The following is a 17,097-nucleotide window of genomic DNA, read 5'->3' as shown; positions in this document are numbered from 1 at the left end:
GCCAAATGGCTAAAAAAATTGATGGCTATATCAATTTGCAAGTGCCCGCCGGTACTGCAAATCCATCCCCGCCGATCGGCCCAGCATTGGGTCAGCGCGGCGTCAACATCATGGATTTCTGTAAAGCGTTTAACGCCGCAACAGACAAGCTTGAAAAAGGCACGCCGATCCCGACGAAAATCACCGTCTTTTCGGATCGCAGCTTCACCTTTGAAACCAAGACACCGCCAGCAAGCTATCTGATCAAGAAGCTTGCCAAGCTGAAAAAGGGTTCGAGCGAACCGGGCAAGGAATCAGGCGGAACGATCAAGACTTCGCAGATCAAGGAAATCGCCGAAACGAAGATGGCCGATCTCAATGCCAATGACATTGAACAGGCAATGAAAATCATTGCAGGCAGCGCACGCTCGATGGGCGTCGATGTGGTGGAGGGATAAGAACATGGCAAAACTCTCCAAAAAAATGCAGGCTATCAATGCCAAGGTTGATCGCGAAAAACTGTACGGCATCGATGAAGCTATCAAGACGTTGAAGGATCTCGCTTCCAGTTCGAAATTTGACGAAACGCTTGACGTTGCAATCAACCTCGGTGTCGATCCCCGCCACGCTGACCAGATGGTTCGCGGCGTGATCTCGCTGCCAGCAGGAACCGGCAAAACCGCACGCGTTGCCGTCTTTGCCAAGGATGCGAAAGCAGACGAAGCGAAAGAAGCCGGCGCAGACGTTGTTGGTGCGGAAGACCTGATGGAAGCCATGCAAGGTGGCGACCTCAACTATGACCGCGTCATCGCCACCCCGGACATGATGGGTGTTGTCGGCCGTCTCGGCAAGGTGCTGGGTCCCAAGGGCCTGATGCCGAACCCGAAACTGGGCACGGTCACCCCGAATGTCGCGCAAGCGGTCAAGGACGCCAAGGGCGGACAGATCGAATATCGCGTCGAAAAAGCCGGGATCATCCACAATGGCATCGGCAAGACGAGCTTCTCCGAAGCCGATCTGCGCAAGAATTTCGATGCGCTGATCGACACCGTAATCAAGGCGAAACCAGCTGGCGCCAAGGGCAAATATGTCCGCAAGATCGCGTTGAGCACAACCATGGGCCCAGGCCTCAAGGTTGATCTCGGCGAGATTGAAGGCGCCTGATTCGCCACCCGTCGCCCCGGCAAAAGCAGGGGATGTCACAATAGCCGTTAGAAAAAGGCCGGGCGCAATCCCGGCCTTTTTTCATGCGCCCTGTATTCTATAAGGACCGTTATGACGATACTGCAGATCAGCGCCCACCTATCCTACCGCCTCCCCGCGCCCTGCACCATCCTGGTCCAGGTCGAGGCAGCAGCGACATCTGATCAGACGCTCACCGACGCGCATATCGACATCGGACCGGCAGACAACAGAACCATCGTCCCGGCCCATGACAATATCGGTACAAGATTGTGGACCACGCAGCGGGAACAGCTCATCGTGTCTTATGCTGCACGGGTTACAATTGATCGCCCCGATCCGGACTTTGCCACCCTGCCAGCCACCGCCCTGTCCGACCTGCCCGGCGAAGCGGTCCCTTATCTGTTCAACTCGCTCTATTGCTCGGTCCATGCTTTTGACGATGTGGTGACGAACGAATTTTCCGGCCTCACCGGTGGCCCGCTGGTCTCCGCCATGGCCGACTATATCAAACGGACCATGACCTATGGATCCGATGTCGACAATGCCAACAGCAATGCCCAGCAATGCTTTGCCGCACGCAAGGGCGTTTGCCGCGACTATGCACATATCCTGATCAGCATGGCCCGCGCCGCCAATATCCCGGCGCGCTTTGCCAGCACCTATGCGCCCGATGTCCGGCCGCAGGATTTTCACGCCGTACCGGAGGTTTTTCTCGATGGCCGCTGGCACCTGATCGACCCTACAGGAATGGCGCTAGCAAGCGACATGGCCGTCATTGGCGTCGGCCGCGATGCCACCGACGTCTCTTTTCTCACCGCCTTCGGCAGCATGAATATGGTCGAGCAGCGGGTCCGCGTTTCACGCGCCTGAGTTGCCGGGTATAATTTCCCGCTTTCAAACCGCAGGGCTTTTCCGTTAAACTTGGCGTCGGACAACTTCTGGGAGGAAAACATGCACAAGGGCTCCTGCCTCTGCGGCGCGGTAAAAATTGAAGTCAGTGGCGACCTGCCAGAGGGCGATGCCTGCCACTGTACCCTGTGCCGCAAGCAATCCGGCCATTACTGGGCCTCGCTCGACGTTCCGACCAGCGCTGTCACGATCGACGGCGAAGACCATGTCCGCTGGTATCAGTCCTCCGAAAAAGTCCGCCGCGGCTTCTGCGACACCTGTGGCGCGTCCCTGTTCTGGGACCCGATCCATCATGACAAGATCGCCATCGCCATGGGTTGTTTCGACAAGCCCACCGGTACGAAAATCTGGAGTCATATCTTTGTTGCCGACAAGGGCGATTATTACGAGATCGAACCGGGTGTTTTGCAGCGCGAAAGCTAGCCTCTCATCTGGGGACATATTTCTGAAATATTTGAGTCTCCAAAGCTTCACATAATCAAAGCTCGTACGTCATCTATCCAGCCTATTGCCCCTGACCGAGGCGATGGGGGTTAGCTGATTCTACTCCGTGTCGTTTGAACACCAGTTTCAAATCTAAAGTCTGCGGAGACAAATCCATGTTGAATAAGCAATTCCGTTCTGTTCTTTTCGCCAGTGCAGCAGCGCTCGCGGTAAGTGCCTGTGGCGCTGATGATGTCGCGTCACCAGGTGAAGGCAATCTGGTTGTATTACCATCCCCGACCCCAACGCCAACACCAACCCCGACGCCCACCCCGACTCCGGTGGCCGGAACGCCCGCAACCGATTGTCCGACTGGCACAGCCAATGTCGGAACCATTACCACCGGTAATGGCGAGGAGGCTCGTAACTGCCAGGTATCCGGTGTGATCCAGGGCAATCTTGTTTTGCCCAAACGCGCATCGACCGAAAACACCGTATATTCCCTGTCCGGCGGCGTTGAAGTCGGCATTGACGGCGGCGCGCAAGGCATTCTGACAATCGAACCCGGCGTGACCATTTTTGGTTCGTCTGGCGGCGATTATCTGCTCGTCAACCGCGGTTCGCAGCTTTTTGCCGAAGGAACAGCGTCTGATCCGATCATCTTCACTTCTCGTCAGAATATACTGGGTACAGCCGGAGTCGACAGCATCGGTCAATGGGGCGGCATTGTCATCCTGGGCCGCGCACCAATTTCCGATTGTGCTACCGGCGGCGCATCCAATCCCAACGGGGCGCGCGCCGACTGCGAAGCGATTGTTGAAGGGCCTGCCAATGCGGTTTACGGCGGCACTTTACCTACGGACAGCAGCGGCCGGCTGTCCTATTTGCAGGTTCGTTATCCCGGCTTTGAAGTATCTCCGGGCAACGAGCTCAACGGCATCACTCTGGCCGGCGTTGGCAGCGGAACATTCTTCCAGAATATTCAGGTCCACAACAGTTCCGATGATGGCGTCGAATGGTTCGGTGGTCGCGTAAACGGCAAGAACCTGGCTTTTACCGGCATTGATGATGACTCGGTTGATTCGGACTCGGGCTATCAGGGCGCCAACCAATATGTTCTCGCGGTTCAGCGCGTCGGCGGCGGCGATCATGTCATGGAAGCCGATTCCAACGGTGACGAAGATGCCGAACCACGCCAGCGCCATCTGCTCGCAAATGTCACCTTTGTTTCGAGCGGTCAGGATCATGTCATCCTTCTGCGCGGTGGCGGCGACTATGAATTTTACAATAGCATCTTCAACAGCGCGGCTGCGTGTATCGACATTGACAGCGCGACAACCGTTCAGGCGGCGGGCGCGGCTGCGGATGAAAATGGACCGCCCGTTTTTCAGTCCTTGTTCATGAGCTGCGCGACGTCATTTGTGGATGACGGCAATATTACCGTTGCTCAAATCCAGACGATTTTCAACGCTGGTACCAACAACACGGCAAGCGGAACATCCACTCTTGCCAATGCTTCGGCGGCCTTCCCCTTCATCAACGGTGCCAATGAAAATGCGGTCACCCCGTTCACTGCAAGTGCAGCGAACAGCTTTTTTGAAGATGCCGCCTACATCGGCGCGGTCAAGGATGCGAATGACACTCGCTTTCAGGGCTGGACCTGCGGCCTTTACGCCAACGACTGCATTGTAGCTCCAACGATCGGCTGAATTGCAATTGACCTGAGGGATGGCGGCTCATGGGAGCCGTCATCCCGTTTTTATTATTTGACGAGGATCACATCCGATGAAAAAGCGCGCAACGCTAATCGCCAGCTTGATGTTGGGAAGCACATTGACTTCGCCAGCTGCCCACGCCCAGCCTGCAAATGAGACAGAGAATGTGGATGTTGAACAGCCCGGCAAGGAGGAGGTCGACATCTCGGCACCGGGCGGCGGCGGCAATGTCATTATCGTGCGCGGCCAGTTCATACCCGATCCCGTCCGTGCCACGCCGGAAGTGGTGACTGTACTCGGCGAAACGGAAATCGCGCGGACAGCCGATGGTGATATCGCCGGATCGCTGCAGCGCGTGACCGGACTTAGTGTTGTTGGCGGCCGTTATGTTTTTGTTCGCGGTCTTGGTGAGCGCTATTCACTGGCTTTGCTGAACGGCCTTCCCCTGCCCTCACCGGAACCGCTGCGGAGGGTTGTCCCGCTTGATCTCTTTCCCACCAGTGTCATTGCATCGACCGTTGTGCAAAAAAGTTATTCGGCCAATTATCCCGGTGAATTTGGCGGCGGGGTGATCAACCTCACCACCAAGGCCACGCCCGACGAGCCATTTCTCAAATTCAGCACCAGTTTGAGCGGTGACAGCGAAACCACGAGCAAGCTTGGCTATACATATGATGGCTCGGACAGTGATATCATCGGATATGATGGCGGTTTGCGCGATATTCCCGGCGGTCTTGCCGCGGCTATTGGTCAGAACATTCCGATTTCTGTCGGCACCGAATTTTCCAGTCTGGATCTACAGAATTTTGCGGCCAGTCTGAACAATGCCGAAACCAACCTCATCCAGCGCAATTCCGATATTCCGGCCAATTTCTCCGCGGAACTAACCGGCGGGACGTCCTTTGACGTTGGCGACGCCAATATCGGCGTCGTCGCGACAGCGGGCTATGAAAATAGCTGGCGGACCCGCGGGGGAATCCAGCAGACATCCCAGGGCATTGTCAATATAGACGGCAACCCCGGCCTGCTCCCGGATCAGGACTTCCGCTTTGTCACCACCGAAAACCGTATCGTGGTCAATGGTTTGCTCGGATTGTCGGCGGAAATCGGCGAGCATAAATTGCGCTTCACCAACCTCTATATTCACGACACATCGAAAGAAGCATCGATCAAGGCCGGTGTCGATGCGATCAATGTCGACGAAGAAACATTGCTGAATCAGGGACGAACAAGCTGGTTCGAGCGACAGTTGTTCACATCGCAATTTGTCGGCGAATTTCAATTTGGCAATTTCTCTCTCGACCTGCGCGGTGCCTACGCCAATTCCAAACGTGATGCCCCCTATCAGCGGTCGTACAGCTATGCCTATGATGATCTGATCGCCAATGATTTTGTCAACGATCTGACCTCTCCGGGAGAATCAGCCCGGGTCCAGTTCAGCAACCTCAACGATGATGTTTATGGTGGCGGCATCGATTTTGGATATGAAACCGATATCGGCATCCCCCTCAACCTGTCCGCCGGCTATGCTTATTATCTCAATGATCGTCAGGCCGAGCGCCGCGACTTCCGTTTTGTGCCCGCCAATGGTCTGCCCAATCCGATAGATCAGGAACGGATCGATTTCCTGTTGTCCGATTATAATGTGTTCACCCACGAAATCGAATTGCGGGAAGTGGCAGCGCAATCATCGGTTCCTGCCTATGAGGCTCAGCTTGAAATTCACGCAGGCTATGGACAGATCGATGCCGAACTGGCTGACGGTTTGCGCCTGAACCTTGGCGTCCGCTACGAAGATGCCGATCAAACCGTGACCCCGATCCTGTTGAGCGGTGCTGGAGGGATCGCTGTTGCATCGGGCATAAGCAATGATTACTGGCTGCCGGCCGGAACGCTGACATGGAATTTCGCCGATGATATGCAATTTCGCTTGGCGGCATCCAAAACAATCGCCCGCCCGCAATTTCGCGAATTGGCGCCGCAGCAATTCCTCGACCTCGATACCGACCGGACCTTTATCGGCAACCCGCTGCTGACCGACAGCGAACTCACCAATATTGAGGGGCGGTTTGAATATTATCTTGGTGAGGGTGAGCGCGTCACTCTGGCAGGCTTTTACAAGGATATTAAGAACCCGATCGAGAATGTGGCGTTCGTACAGGGCGGCGGAACTCTGTTTACAGGGTTTTCCAACGCCCCTTCGGCGACATTGGTTGGCGCAGAAGTTGAACTGGTGAAATATTTCCCGCTCTATGATCTGGGTAGCGGTTTCTTCGAAGACCGGCGGCTGCTCCTTGCGGCAAATTACACCTACACCAAATCCGAAATTCAGGTCGGTGCGGATGATCTGGCGATTAGTCCCGTCACTTTGCAGCCGACTGCCGCTTCCAATCTGTTCGACGACGGCGATCGCCTGACCGGACAGTCTAAACATGTCGCCAATCTGCAATTCGGGATGGAGCGCGAGGAAGGTTCCCTCTCCCAGCAAACGATGCTGCTAACCTATAACAGCCCGCGGGTGACCGCGCGTGGGCCACAGGACCAGCCCGATCTGGTGGAAAAAACCGGCTGGCGGCTGGATCTGGTGCTGCGCGAGGAAATGAATATCGCGGGACAGGATTTCGAACTGAAATTCGAAGCGCGAAATATTCTGGGTACGGATTACACCGAGTCCCAGACATTGGGCGACACGCAGATCCTGAACAATGCCTATGCCGTGGGGACCCGCTTCTCGATGAGTATCGGCCTGAACTTCTAGGCACCATGCCCGATCTGATGAAAGCAGGTCCATATTGTAATCTTTATGTCACGCAAGAGTCCCTTAGCGTTCACGAACCTATCGTAACTATAACACTTACAGTGTTTTTTGCATGATTTGCAGACGGGACAGACGATGACGATCGGACAGGAAACAGGGCAACGGACGTTTCTGGATTCCGGCGGCGGCTGCTCCCGATTGATCCCCGATCATCAATCACCGGCGGGGCTGGAACCAGCCCTGCCGGTGACCGACATATCCTACGATTTTGCCCGCAATCACGGCATATTGATGAAGGCTATCGAACGGGAAAGGTTGATTGTCGCGCTGCATGAGGATGCCGATCCGCTCTGTCTTCTGGCGGTCAGTCGGCATTTGGCTTTGCCGCTGGACGTCGAACGGGTGGACCGGAGCAAATTTGAAGAACTGCTGTCGGCGCATTATGCGACCGATGCGGCTTTGTCCGAACGTCCGGATTACCATGACGACGCGATGATCAATGACATCATGATCCAGGCTATTAACGCCGAAAGCCTGTCCGACATTCGGGATCAACCCGCCGGTATCCGGCTGATCCACGCTATCATTGCAGAAGCAGCACGACAGGGTGCTTCGGATATTCATATCAAGATATTCGACAGCGCGCTGAATATCAGGATGCGTATAGACGGCCGACTGCATGACAAGCTCCAAATGCCATTATGTTTTGCGTCCGATATCGCCGAGCAGATCAAGCAAATGGCGCGGCTGGACATCGCCGATCACCGTATTCCACAAGAGGGGCGGGCCAGGTTCACCCTCAGCGGGAAAACTTTCGACGTCCGCATTTCAACCCTGCCGAACGCCGCCAATGAATATATCATACTGAACATAGGAGACAGACAGTCCGCCAACATAGCGCTGAATCTGCCCGGATTGTCTGGCGACAGCCTTGCGATATTGTCCGAAGCGCTATCGAGCCCCGATGGCATCATATTGGTCGCCGGACTTGCCGGTTCGGGAAAAACCGCAACGCTATATGCCTGCATGGAGCAGTTCAACGACGGTCGGCATAATATTCTGACGATTGAGAACCCCATCGAATATGCCATTGAAACCATCAGCCAGACACAGGTGGATGTCGAACACGGGTCGACCTATGCAGAGGGCCTGACGGCGATCCTGCGGCAGGATCCCGATGTCGTCATGGTCGGAGAAATCGGAGATCGCGAGACGCTGGATATCGCAATTCAGTCTGCGCAAAAAGGGCTTATCATATTGTCCACCGTGGACAGCAATGATGCGGTGGGGGCGATTACCAAATTGCTCGACATGAAGGTCAATCCGTTCAGGCTCGCCTCCACGATCCGCGCGATCGTTGCCCAGCGTCTGGTGCGCAAACTTTGCGAGGCCTGCCGCCAGCCGATACAGGCCGATGGTTCGCTTGCCTCGCTGCTGGGATTTGATCGCGGGACCGTCGTATACCGGGAAACTGGCTGCGCGAAATGCAATTACACCGGCTTTCAGGGCGACATCGGCGTATTCGAGGCAATCCGCATCGACGATACCATCCGCAAGCTTGTCAATGACGGCGGCGACGAAAGCCGCATTGCCGCCCATGCCTTCCTGCAAAACAGATCACTCGCATCGTCCGCCCGCCAGATGGTCCGCGATGGCATCACTACGGCAGAGGAAGGCATTCGCGTCTCACGGTAGGGCAAAACCGCCCCTGTGAGCGTCCAGAGTCACCATTCACTGCCCACAGCTCTTGACTTCCCCGCGCCATCCTTTAATGGCTCCCCTACAAATTGCGGTTCGGTCAAACGAATCACAATTTCCGTCCGAGACAGCCGGTGAGGGGAATTTGCCTCTCTTAATTTCCAGCCTAGACGGGGATCAGTTTTTTCGTGTGGCAACACACGGGCATGCAGCCAGCGGTTAGCCGCAGCAGAGCAGCCAAAACCCCCCTTCGGATTATATGGTGCGGCAATTTGCCAAACCTTTCGCTCGTCATGCTGAACTTGTTTCAGCATCTCGCCGGGAAGCATGTTGCCTCCCGAGGTCCTGAAACAAGTTCAGGGTGACGAAAACTAGAATGGGATTGCGCCTCAAAACGCAGTCCTCGTGAAGGAGCAAAATATGGATCGTGGTCAAAAGACCGAAGCGGTTGCCGCTCTGAACGCTGTTTTCAAGCAGGCCGGGGTGGTCGTGGTAACACGCAACCAGGGTCTGACCGTTGCTCAGTCTACCGAGCTGCGGACGAAAATGCGGGCAGAAGGCGCAAGCTTCAAAGTCTCGAAAAACCGCCTCGCCAAACTGGCTCTGGAAGGTACCGACTATACCCCGATAGCAGATATGCTGTCTGGTCCGGTCGCACTTGCCACATCGGATGATCCGGTGGCCGCTGCGAAAATCGCAGTGGATTTTGCAAAAGCCAATGACAAGCTTGAAATTGTTGGCGGCGCAATGGGTGATACCCTTCTGGACGAAGCTGGCGTGAAATCGCTGGCCTCCATGCCTTCTCTCGACGAACTGCGCGGAACGATTGTTGGATTGCTTGTTGCACCACAAACGAAAATCGCTCGGGTTGTCAAAGAGCCTGCTGGAGCCCTTGCACGTGTGGTCGGCGCTTATGCCGCTACGGGTGAATGAATTTTAACCGAATAAACTGATTAGAAATCTGGAGTTATAAAATGGCTGATATTGCTAAACTTGTTGAAGAACTTTCGAAACTGACCGTCATGGAAGCGGCTGAACTGTCCAAGGCACTGGAAGAAGAGTGGGGCGTTTCTGCTGCCGCTGCTGTTGCAGTAGCCGGCCCTGCTGCGGGTGGCGGTGAAGCAGCTGCTGAAGAAAAAGACGAATTCGACGTCATCCTGACCGGCGACGGCGGCAAGAAAATCCAGGTCATCAAGGAAGTCCGTGCGATTACCGCTCTCGGCCTCACCGATGCCAAGGCTCTCGTCGAAGGCGCTCCGAAACCAATCAAGGAAGGCGTCAACAAAGCCGAAGCAGAAGAAATCAAATCGAAGATCGAAGCTGCCGGCGGTACCGTCGAACTCAAATAAGCCTGACGGTTTATGGAAAAATCAGGGGGTGGTTTCCGGTTCGGAAACCGCCCCTTTTTTATGTCCGCTGACCGGGAGAATGCGCGCCTCGCCTGCTCGTCATCCGCTTTGCAAAAGCCATGATGATTGACATGGTCCGGCCGCTGCGCGACTAGGATGGTTCGTGTTTCCGGGGGACAATATGACTGACAATCAGGACCTGATCGATCTCGTGCGAACGATCCCGGACTATCCCAAACCGGGTATCCAGTTTCGCGATGTATCCACCCTGCTGCTCGACGGTCCCGCCTTTCGCCAGACGATCGACCGGATGATTGCGCTGGTGGACCCGGACAGCTTCGACCTGATCGCCGGGATAGAGGCGCGTGGCTTCATTGTTTCGGCGGCGATGTCATATGCCCTGGAAAAGGGCAAGGTCATGCTGCGCAAGCCGGGAAAACTGCCGGGCAAGTCGGTGAGCATCGATTATGCACTGGAATATGGCACCGACCGGATCGAGATGCATGACGATGCGATTCTGCCCGGCCAGCGTGTGTTGCTTGTCGATGATCTTCTCGCGACCGGCGGTACCGGCATGGCCGGCGTAGAATTGCTGCGCGGTCAGGGTGCCATTGTTGACCAGGCGCTGTTCATCGTCGACCTGCCAGATCTCGGCGGCGCGCAAAAACTGGTGGCCGCCGGAGTGACGCCAGCCGCCCTGATGGCCTTTGCCGGTGATTGACCATATCGCCATCATCACCGGTGTCCAGGATGAGGCGGATGCCTTTCTGCGCGATCAGCCGGTAACGCGCGTCGACAGTCCGCTCGGCGAAATTCGCCAGCTGGGCCATGAGGGGAAGCAGGTTTCCATCCTGTGCTCGGGCATCGGCAAGGTCCACGCCGGTGCCGCCGCCCTCTATATGCACAGTCACTTCCAGCCGGACCTGTTTCTGGTAATCGGCACCGCTGGCCATGTCAGCAGCAGCGAGGGCGATTGTTTCTACCTCCATGAATCCCTGCAGGCCGACTATGGCACGCTCGAGAAATTCGGCGATCATGACGGCTTCACCCATTATAACGCAGGAGCATGGCCGATAGGCCCTTCTGACTGGACGCCGTTCCGATCCCATCCCATGCCGGCGGCGCTTGCCCTACCACAGGCGCGGATTGCGACCGCCGACTGTTTCGTAAAATGCCCCGAACGATCAGGCTATCTGCGCGACACACTCAAAGCGGACCTGGTCGACATGGAAACCGCAGCGGTCGCGCAAATTGCGGCGCTTCTCGACATCCCCTGGGCGGGGATCAAGGCAGTCACTGATAGCGCGGACGGCAACAGTTCCGGCGATTTTCATGCCAATCTCGAACGCGCCGCAAACCGTGCCGCCGACGAGGCCGCGCAGCTCATCGCGTTGCTTTGATTGTAATTGACAAGCAGCATCAGGTTTCGCCACACATAGACGGTCGCGCAACATTCGGGGATTAACCGCATGCCAGCACTTGAATTTGTCGTGAAAAAAATCCTCCATTATATGCCGATCTTGTTCGGCCTTCTGTTTCTGGGCCCGCTTATTGCCCAGTCCATGGACAGGCTGGGATGGCCCGCACCACCGGGCCTGTCGACCCTGACGTTCGGTCTCATCATCGGCGGAACATGGGGCCTGTTCGCCTTTTTCCGGGGCAGCTGGATTTGGGCCAGACCATGACGGAAGCGGAACTGCGCAAACAGGAACGGATGATCGCCCGTAAATATGCCGATCGCTTTCCGTGGGAAGTCCCGGTCTGGGGCCTGGGCAATCTACTGATCTGGTTGACGCTGTGGCCGCTGGTTTTTCTGGACATATTACCGCTGTGGATTGCTTTCCCGATTGCCTGTGTCAACGTGATGGCCTGTTTCCTGCCCGCGCATGAAGCGGTGCACGGCATGATTGCCCGACCCGGCCAGAGGCTGCGATGGCTGAACGAACTGGTCGGCCATCTCAGCCTGCTGCCGATGGCCATGCCCTATCGCATCCAGAAACTGACCCATCTGGAGCACCACAAACATGTCAATCATCCGGAAGATGATCCCGACATCACCACCCGGTCGAAAGGCCCATGGGACGCCATCTGGCAAAGCTTTGTCCAAAGGCAACGCGGCAATGGCGGGGTGCTCCGCGGCTATGGCTATATATTGGAGAAAATCGGGCGATCCGATGTGCTGGTCGATGGTGCGCTCTACCAGCTCACCTTCTTCGCCGCCTTATTCGCATTGGCGTGGAGCGGCTATGCGATAGAGGCCGCCCTGCTCTGGTGGGCGCCGCGCCATATCGGAATCGCCTATATCCAGTTTTTCTTCAGCTGGGCCCCGCATCATCCGGCGGTCAAACAGGGGCGCTATACCAATGCCAAATTCTTCAAAAGCCGGGTCGGCAATATCGCATCCATGGGCATGCAATATCACCTGATCCACCACCTTCACCCGTTCATCCCGCTAACCGACACGCCAAAGGCCTTTCGCGAATTGCGACCGATCCTCGAAGCGCGCGGCTGCCGGTTTGAGGGAGATTTGCGCTAACCGGCTTAGACGCTCGCGACCCAATTGCCGTGGAATCCGGGCGGAATGCGGTGCGGCAAATGGATGATCGCCTGCGGCTCGCCGAGGAAATCATCAGCGTTGAGGATCTGCAACTCGGTTTTTTCCTGACCGGCGTCAATCACCAGTCCGATCAGCCAGCCTTCGTCCTCGGCCGCATCCGGCGAGCGGGGCACGAACACAAATTCTCCGGGGTGACGCCCCGCTCCGAAATCGCGCACCAGCTTGTCGCCGTTTTTCAGATCATGCTTGAACAATTCCGTGCCCGCCATATCGAGCTCGTCGGGGCGGCCGGCCAGCGCGATGTCGTAGATATAACGATAGGGCCTGGTCGACGTCCGCTCGTCATAGCGCGGGAATTCCTGCGGCCGGTCATCGAGGATCTTGCGGTCGACTTTCTTCGCCACCGGATCGACGGTCCAGCGTTCCAGCCGCGACCATTCCCCACCCGGGCCAAAGGTCGTCCGTGCGTAAGTGCTTTCGTGCACCACGACATCGACGACCACCTTGCCGTCATCACTCTCGAACGCGCCAGCCGGATGATAGACATAGCAGGGTTCGACATCGCACCAGATCGTGTCAGCGCCTGATCCGTTGCGCGGGCAAAGACCGACCCGCGCGCCGTGCTCGGGATTCCAGTCGTAGGGAAATTCAAATCCTGCCAGCATCCGCTTCATCGAGAAGACCGCCGGCAGATCGAACACCAGCACATAATTTTCGGTAATCTGGCAATCGTGGATCGAAGGCCCTTCCTTGACCGCAATCGGTTCCTGCCGGGAGACCCTGCCATCTTTGTCCAATACGACGTGCCAAACGGTATCAAATGTCGATGCATTGTAACAAATTGCATGCATTTCGCCGGTTTTCGGGTCAAAATGGGGATGCGCGGAAAAGGCATGATCCAGCGTCCCGTCAAACGGATTATGCGCGATCGTGTCGAGTTCATCGGTCAGCTCCACCGGAAAGCCGCCCGCCTCGACAATCGCGAACGTGCGACCGTTGAGACCGATGATATTGGTATTGGCGGTGTCGGTGCGCGGATTGCGGACACCCGGTTTCCGCTCTTCACCAAGCGCATCGCTCACCTTGTTCGAGCGGATCCAGCGGTTGCGATACCATTCGGCCTTGCCGCCAGCGATCCGGACGCCATGGGCCATGCCGTCACCGACAAACCAGTGATAGCTGCCTTCATCGGGAGGGCTGGCCGGATTGGGGCCGATCCGCAAATAGCGGCCATCGAGTTGCGCGGGAATCTCGCCGTCGACCTTCAGATGAGCCAGCGTGAGTTCCTCGGTCATCGGCTTGTGGATACCGGTCAGATAGGGATGTCCGCCTTCCGGCGTCGCGAGCCGCTTGCGGTTGAAATTTGTAACGGCGCCCATCACCGGGGTGACGGCGGCGCGGATGGTTTTTTCGATTACAGAAGCCATGGGATTTTCCTTTGCAGAAACGACTCGCGATGTTTATGCTGTTAACATGACAAGCAATGATAACAGTGTCAACATAAGAGTTCCGGCAAGCAAAACATGCTTCCAAATCTTCCAATGTCAGGCCTTCCGGTGAACGCGCCCTATCATCACGGCGACCTGCGCGCAGCGGCGCTGCAAATGGGGATGGAACGGCTGGAAAGTCAGGCGCAACCCGATCTCGGATTGCGCGCCCTTGCCCGCGATCTCGGTGTCTCGGCGACCGCACTTTACCGCCATTTCCCGAACAAGGATGCCTTGCTGGATGCGCTGGCCCTGGAAGGGCTCAACCGCCTGGGCCGGAGCCAGGCAGAAGCGGCCACGAATGCCGGCGGCGGTCGCGACGGATTTACCGAGGTTGGCATTACCTATGTCGAATGGGCGGTCGAAAACCCCGCCTTGCTGCGGCTGATCTACAACCGCATCGGCCAGGTTGATCTGACCGACGATGATCCCAGCGCGATGGGCGAGGCCTTTTATCAGCTTCGCGCCGGCATTGCCGCGACCATGCCGGACGATATGTCGAAAGACGAACGCGCCGCCGCGGCGCTCCACGCATGGTCGCTGGTCCACGGGCTGGCGATGCTGATTCTCGATGGTCAGGTCGCCTATGATCCGGCGATGGTGCGCAAAGTGGTGATGATGACCGATTTCAAAGACTGCTGACCGTTCGCACGAACTGGTCCTATTGTGCTTAACCCGCCTTTTACCTGCTTCTGCTAGCTTTGCCCTGCCAATAAAAAGTGGGATTTGCAGCCGAACACGATGAGAGACCTCTTCACCAAAAGCGATACGCAAAAGAAGCTCTTCTTCGGAGTCATTCTCGGCCTGATCAGCATGCTTGCCGCGCTGGAACTCGCGCTCGCTGACCGCAAATATGGACTGTTTACCGGCGGCTTTGGCCAGTCGCAGGCAATCGACACGTTCACCGAACGGGCCATCTTCCTGGTCGGCTATATCTCTTCCATAGCCATGCTGGTCATCGGTACATGGTGGATCATCGTCCGGCTGTTCCGCAGCAAAAGGTCCTGGCCACCGCTATTCTTTCTCGCGACCATTGTCGGCGGAACCTATATCCTGCTGCTCGCCCTGACCTTCCAGCTGCACCAGTATTTCAGCGATACGATGAGCTTTGCGCTGATGGCCAATCTCGGCGGCGGCAGCCTGACCGATGCGCTGCTGTTCGCTTCGAACGAGATTTTTCTCGGTGCCGCCGCACTGGTCCTCGGCCTGTTCGCCTATATCTATATGTTCCGGCTCCTGTCCCGCAAATTCCCGGTACGCGCCGACCATCTTACATGGTCAGCGCATGGCCGAACGTTCATCGGCCTATTTGTCTCCACCCTGCTTCTCGCCATCGCGGTACCGTCGGCTTCTTCAAACGTGCAAAATGGCCTGAACCGCACGCTTGCCTGGGGCCTGTTTACCCAGGGAGCCAACAAACTGACCGACTTTGACAATGACGGCTATGGCTGGATCTCCAGCATGCCGGACCGGCATCCGTTCAACAGCGCCCGCTATCCGCTGGCGCTGGATATCCCGGCAAATGGCATCGACGAGGATGGCTATGGCGGCGACCTGCAACTGGTGCCGATAACTCCGCAACCGCCGATCACCCTGATATCGGGGCCCCGCCCGCATCTGATCCTGATTGTCATGGAGAGCGCACGATATGATGTGATCGGCAAGCGGATCAATGGCAAGCCGGTCGCGCCCAATCTTGAAGCCATTGCCCAATCCGGCAGCCTCATCTCCCCGGCATTCAGCCATGTCGGCTTCACCACCGCGTCGCTCAAGTCGCTGTTTGGCGGAGCGCTGCAACCGGCAAAGGGATCGCCCTCGCTATTCCGCGAACTCAAATCCAGCGGCTATGAAATTGCTGTTTTCTCCGGCCAGCCAGAAGATTTCGGGGATATTTCAAAGACCGTAGGCATGCGCGACAACGCCGATATCTTTTTCGATGGCGACAGGCTGAAACATCTGCGCGCGTTCAGCAACGGCGCGCAAGGCTCGATCCTGATCGACGAGAAACATCTGCTGAAAGCCTTTGCGGACGAATATCAGCAGCCGTCAAAATGGAAGCAGCCGCAATTCCTCTATTTCAATTTCCAGTCACCGCATTTCCCTTATTTCCACGAGGGAATGCCGCTCAATCTGATCGACAGGCCCCTGCCCCGGTCCGAGATCAGCGCCGGCAAGCGGGACCAATTGCAGCAGACCTACTGGAATGCGGTCCATTATTCGGATCAGCAGCTGGGCGAGCTGGTTTCCCGGCTGAAGCGGGATGGCGTGTGGGACAACAGCGTGGTTGTCATCACCGGCGATCATGGCGAAGATTTATTTGAGGACGGCTTTCTGGGCCACGGCCACAATATCAATATCCGCCAGAACGGCACGTTTCTCGTCACCAACCGCCCGGGAGTCGCGGCCAACGGCCCGATTGGCATGAGCGACTATCGCGCCATCATATTGGCGCTGCTCAAGGGTGAGAAACCGGACATCCCTGCAAAACCGGTGCTGATGACGGTCGGCGATCTCGAACGCCCCACGCAAATCGGCATCGCTGAAGGCGCTTCGAATATTACATCCTTGCGGCTCGACACCGGCGAGGCTTGCATGGTCGAGAAAAAACAATGTGCCAATGCGAGCGGCTTGACCGGCGACTTCAAGGATCGCGTGGACCGGTTGATCCGCATCTGGGGATCGGCAAGATGGCAAAACCGGGCGAAGCCGACGCGCGATTAAACGCCAGCCGCGCAATCGGATGTCTTCAGCCGCAATGATCGCCGACACGCCCCCTTGACCGGAAGCGGGTACATCCCTATATCCCGCGCTCACCACAGATTTCGAGACAGGGCGTGCAGTCGCGCGGTACGCCAGAAGAAATGAAATTTGCACGGTTTTCAGGACGCTAAAAAGCTGCAGTTTCCCACCTTGGGAGACATGCGGCTTTTGTCGTCTTGATGCGTCTCCACATTTTGATTTTCCGCCGGTTTTCCGGCGATGGCGAGAAGGCAAAACTATATGGCTACCCAAGCAGCTTCGGTCGGAGCCGTCGTTT

At 56.7% G+C, this 17,097-nt stretch carries 16 protein-coding genes; 15 read left to right on the top strand and 1 reads right to left on the bottom strand.

Annotated elements, in window-relative coordinates; all coding sequences use genetic code 11:
• Positions 1–5 precede the first annotated feature (5 nt).
• The 13 genes from rplK (at position 6) to ACN0VD_RS16185 (ending at position 12,552) form a co-directional block, all read left to right on the top strand.
• A complete protein-coding gene (rplK, locus tag ACN0VD_RS16245; protein WP_417596159.1) occupies positions 6–437 on the top strand; it encodes a 50S ribosomal protein L11 in 432 nt (143 codons plus the stop codon).
• A gap of 4 nt (positions 438–441) precedes the next feature.
• A complete protein-coding gene (rplA, locus tag ACN0VD_RS16240; protein ID WP_417596157.1) occupies positions 442–1,143 on the top strand; it encodes a 50S ribosomal protein L1 in 702 nt (233 codons plus the stop codon).
• Between the two features lie 111 nt (positions 1,144–1,254).
• The gene (locus ACN0VD_RS16235) at positions 1,255–2,034 is read left to right on the top strand and encodes a transglutaminase-like domain-containing protein (RefSeq protein WP_417596155.1); all 780 of its coding nucleotides are present in this window, start codon (positions 1,255–1,257) and stop codon (positions 2,032–2,034) included.
• Positions 2,035–2,115: 81 nt separating this feature from the next.
• Complete coding sequence (locus tag ACN0VD_RS16230) at positions 2,116–2,496, top strand: GFA family protein (RefSeq protein ID WP_417596153.1); 381 nt, start codon at positions 2,116–2,118, stop codon at positions 2,494–2,496.
• A 176-nt stretch (positions 2,497–2,672) separates the two neighbouring features.
• Positions 2,673–4,205: a hypothetical protein gene (locus ACN0VD_RS16225; RefSeq protein ID WP_417596151.1), complete on the top strand. Its 1,533-nt coding sequence runs from the start codon at positions 2,673–2,675 to the stop codon at positions 4,203–4,205.
• A 76-nt stretch (positions 4,206–4,281) separates the two neighbouring features.
• Positions 4,282–6,969, top strand: a complete 2,688-nt coding sequence (locus tag ACN0VD_RS16220; protein ID WP_417596149.1) for a TonB-dependent receptor domain-containing protein — start codon at positions 4,282–4,284, stop codon at positions 6,967–6,969.
• Between the two features lie 135 nt (positions 6,970–7,104).
• Complete coding sequence (locus ACN0VD_RS16215) at positions 7,105–8,664, top strand: GspE/PulE family protein (RefSeq protein WP_417596147.1); 1,560 nt, start codon at positions 7,105–7,107, stop codon at positions 8,662–8,664.
• Positions 8,665–9,087: 423 nt separating this feature from the next.
• Positions 9,088–9,600 carry a 50S ribosomal protein L10 gene (rplJ, locus tag ACN0VD_RS16210; protein WP_417596145.1) on the top strand — a complete coding sequence of 171 codons (513 nt, stop codon included), beginning with the start codon at positions 9,088–9,090 and terminating at the stop codon, positions 9,598–9,600.
• 41 nt (positions 9,601–9,641) lie between these two features.
• Positions 9,642–10,016: a 50S ribosomal protein L7/L12 gene (gene rplL, locus ACN0VD_RS16205; protein ID WP_417596143.1), complete on the top strand. Its 375-nt coding sequence runs from the start codon at positions 9,642–9,644 to the stop codon at positions 10,014–10,016.
• A 181-nt stretch (positions 10,017–10,197) separates the two neighbouring features.
• The gene (locus ACN0VD_RS16200; protein ID WP_417596141.1) at positions 10,198–10,737 is read left to right on the top strand and encodes an adenine phosphoribosyltransferase; all 540 of its coding nucleotides are present in this window, start codon (positions 10,198–10,200) and stop codon (positions 10,735–10,737) included.
• Positions 10,730–11,416, top strand: coding sequence for a purine phosphorylase (locus ACN0VD_RS16195; protein ID WP_417596139.1), 687 nt, complete (start codon positions 10,730–10,732; stop codon positions 11,414–11,416). The genes ACN0VD_RS16200 and ACN0VD_RS16195 overlap by 8 nt, the downstream gene beginning before the upstream one ends.
• Before the next feature lie 69 nt (positions 11,417–11,485).
• Positions 11,486–11,701 (top strand): hypothetical protein, encoded by a 216-nt coding sequence (locus ACN0VD_RS16190; RefSeq protein WP_417596137.1) that lies wholly within the window; start codon positions 11,486–11,488, stop codon positions 11,699–11,701.
• Positions 11,698–12,552 (top strand): fatty acid desaturase, encoded by an 855-nt coding sequence (locus tag ACN0VD_RS16185; RefSeq protein ID WP_417596135.1) that lies wholly within the window; start codon positions 11,698–11,700, stop codon positions 12,550–12,552. The genes ACN0VD_RS16190 and ACN0VD_RS16185 overlap by 4 nt, the downstream gene beginning before the upstream one ends.
• Before the next feature lie 5 nt (positions 12,553–12,557).
• Here ACN0VD_RS16185 and ACN0VD_RS16180 read toward each other — a convergent pair whose 3' ends face one another.
• Positions 12,558–14,000 (bottom strand): carotenoid oxygenase family protein, encoded by a 1,443-nt coding sequence (locus ACN0VD_RS16180; protein WP_417596133.1) that lies wholly within the window; start codon positions 13,998–14,000, stop codon positions 12,558–12,560.
• 96 nt (positions 14,001–14,096) lie between these two features.
• Here ACN0VD_RS16180 and ACN0VD_RS16175 point away from each other — a divergent pair, with 96 nt between their 5' ends.
• Complete coding sequence (locus ACN0VD_RS16175) at positions 14,097–14,702, top strand: TetR/AcrR family transcriptional regulator (RefSeq protein ID WP_417596131.1); 606 nt, start codon at positions 14,097–14,099, stop codon at positions 14,700–14,702.
• 99 nt (positions 14,703–14,801) lie between these two features.
• Entirely contained in the window at positions 14,802–16,781 is a 1,980-nt protein-coding gene (locus ACN0VD_RS16170; protein ID WP_417596129.1) for a sulfatase-like hydrolase/transferase, read from the top strand.
• The last annotated feature ends 316 nt before the right edge of the window (positions 16,782–17,097 follow it).

It is taken from the genome of Parasphingorhabdus sp. (genome assembly GCF_048267785.1).
Taxonomy (GTDB): domain Bacteria; phylum Pseudomonadota; class Alphaproteobacteria; order Sphingomonadales; family Sphingomonadaceae; genus Parasphingorhabdus.
This window is presented reverse-complemented; position numbering and strand designations above follow the sequence as displayed.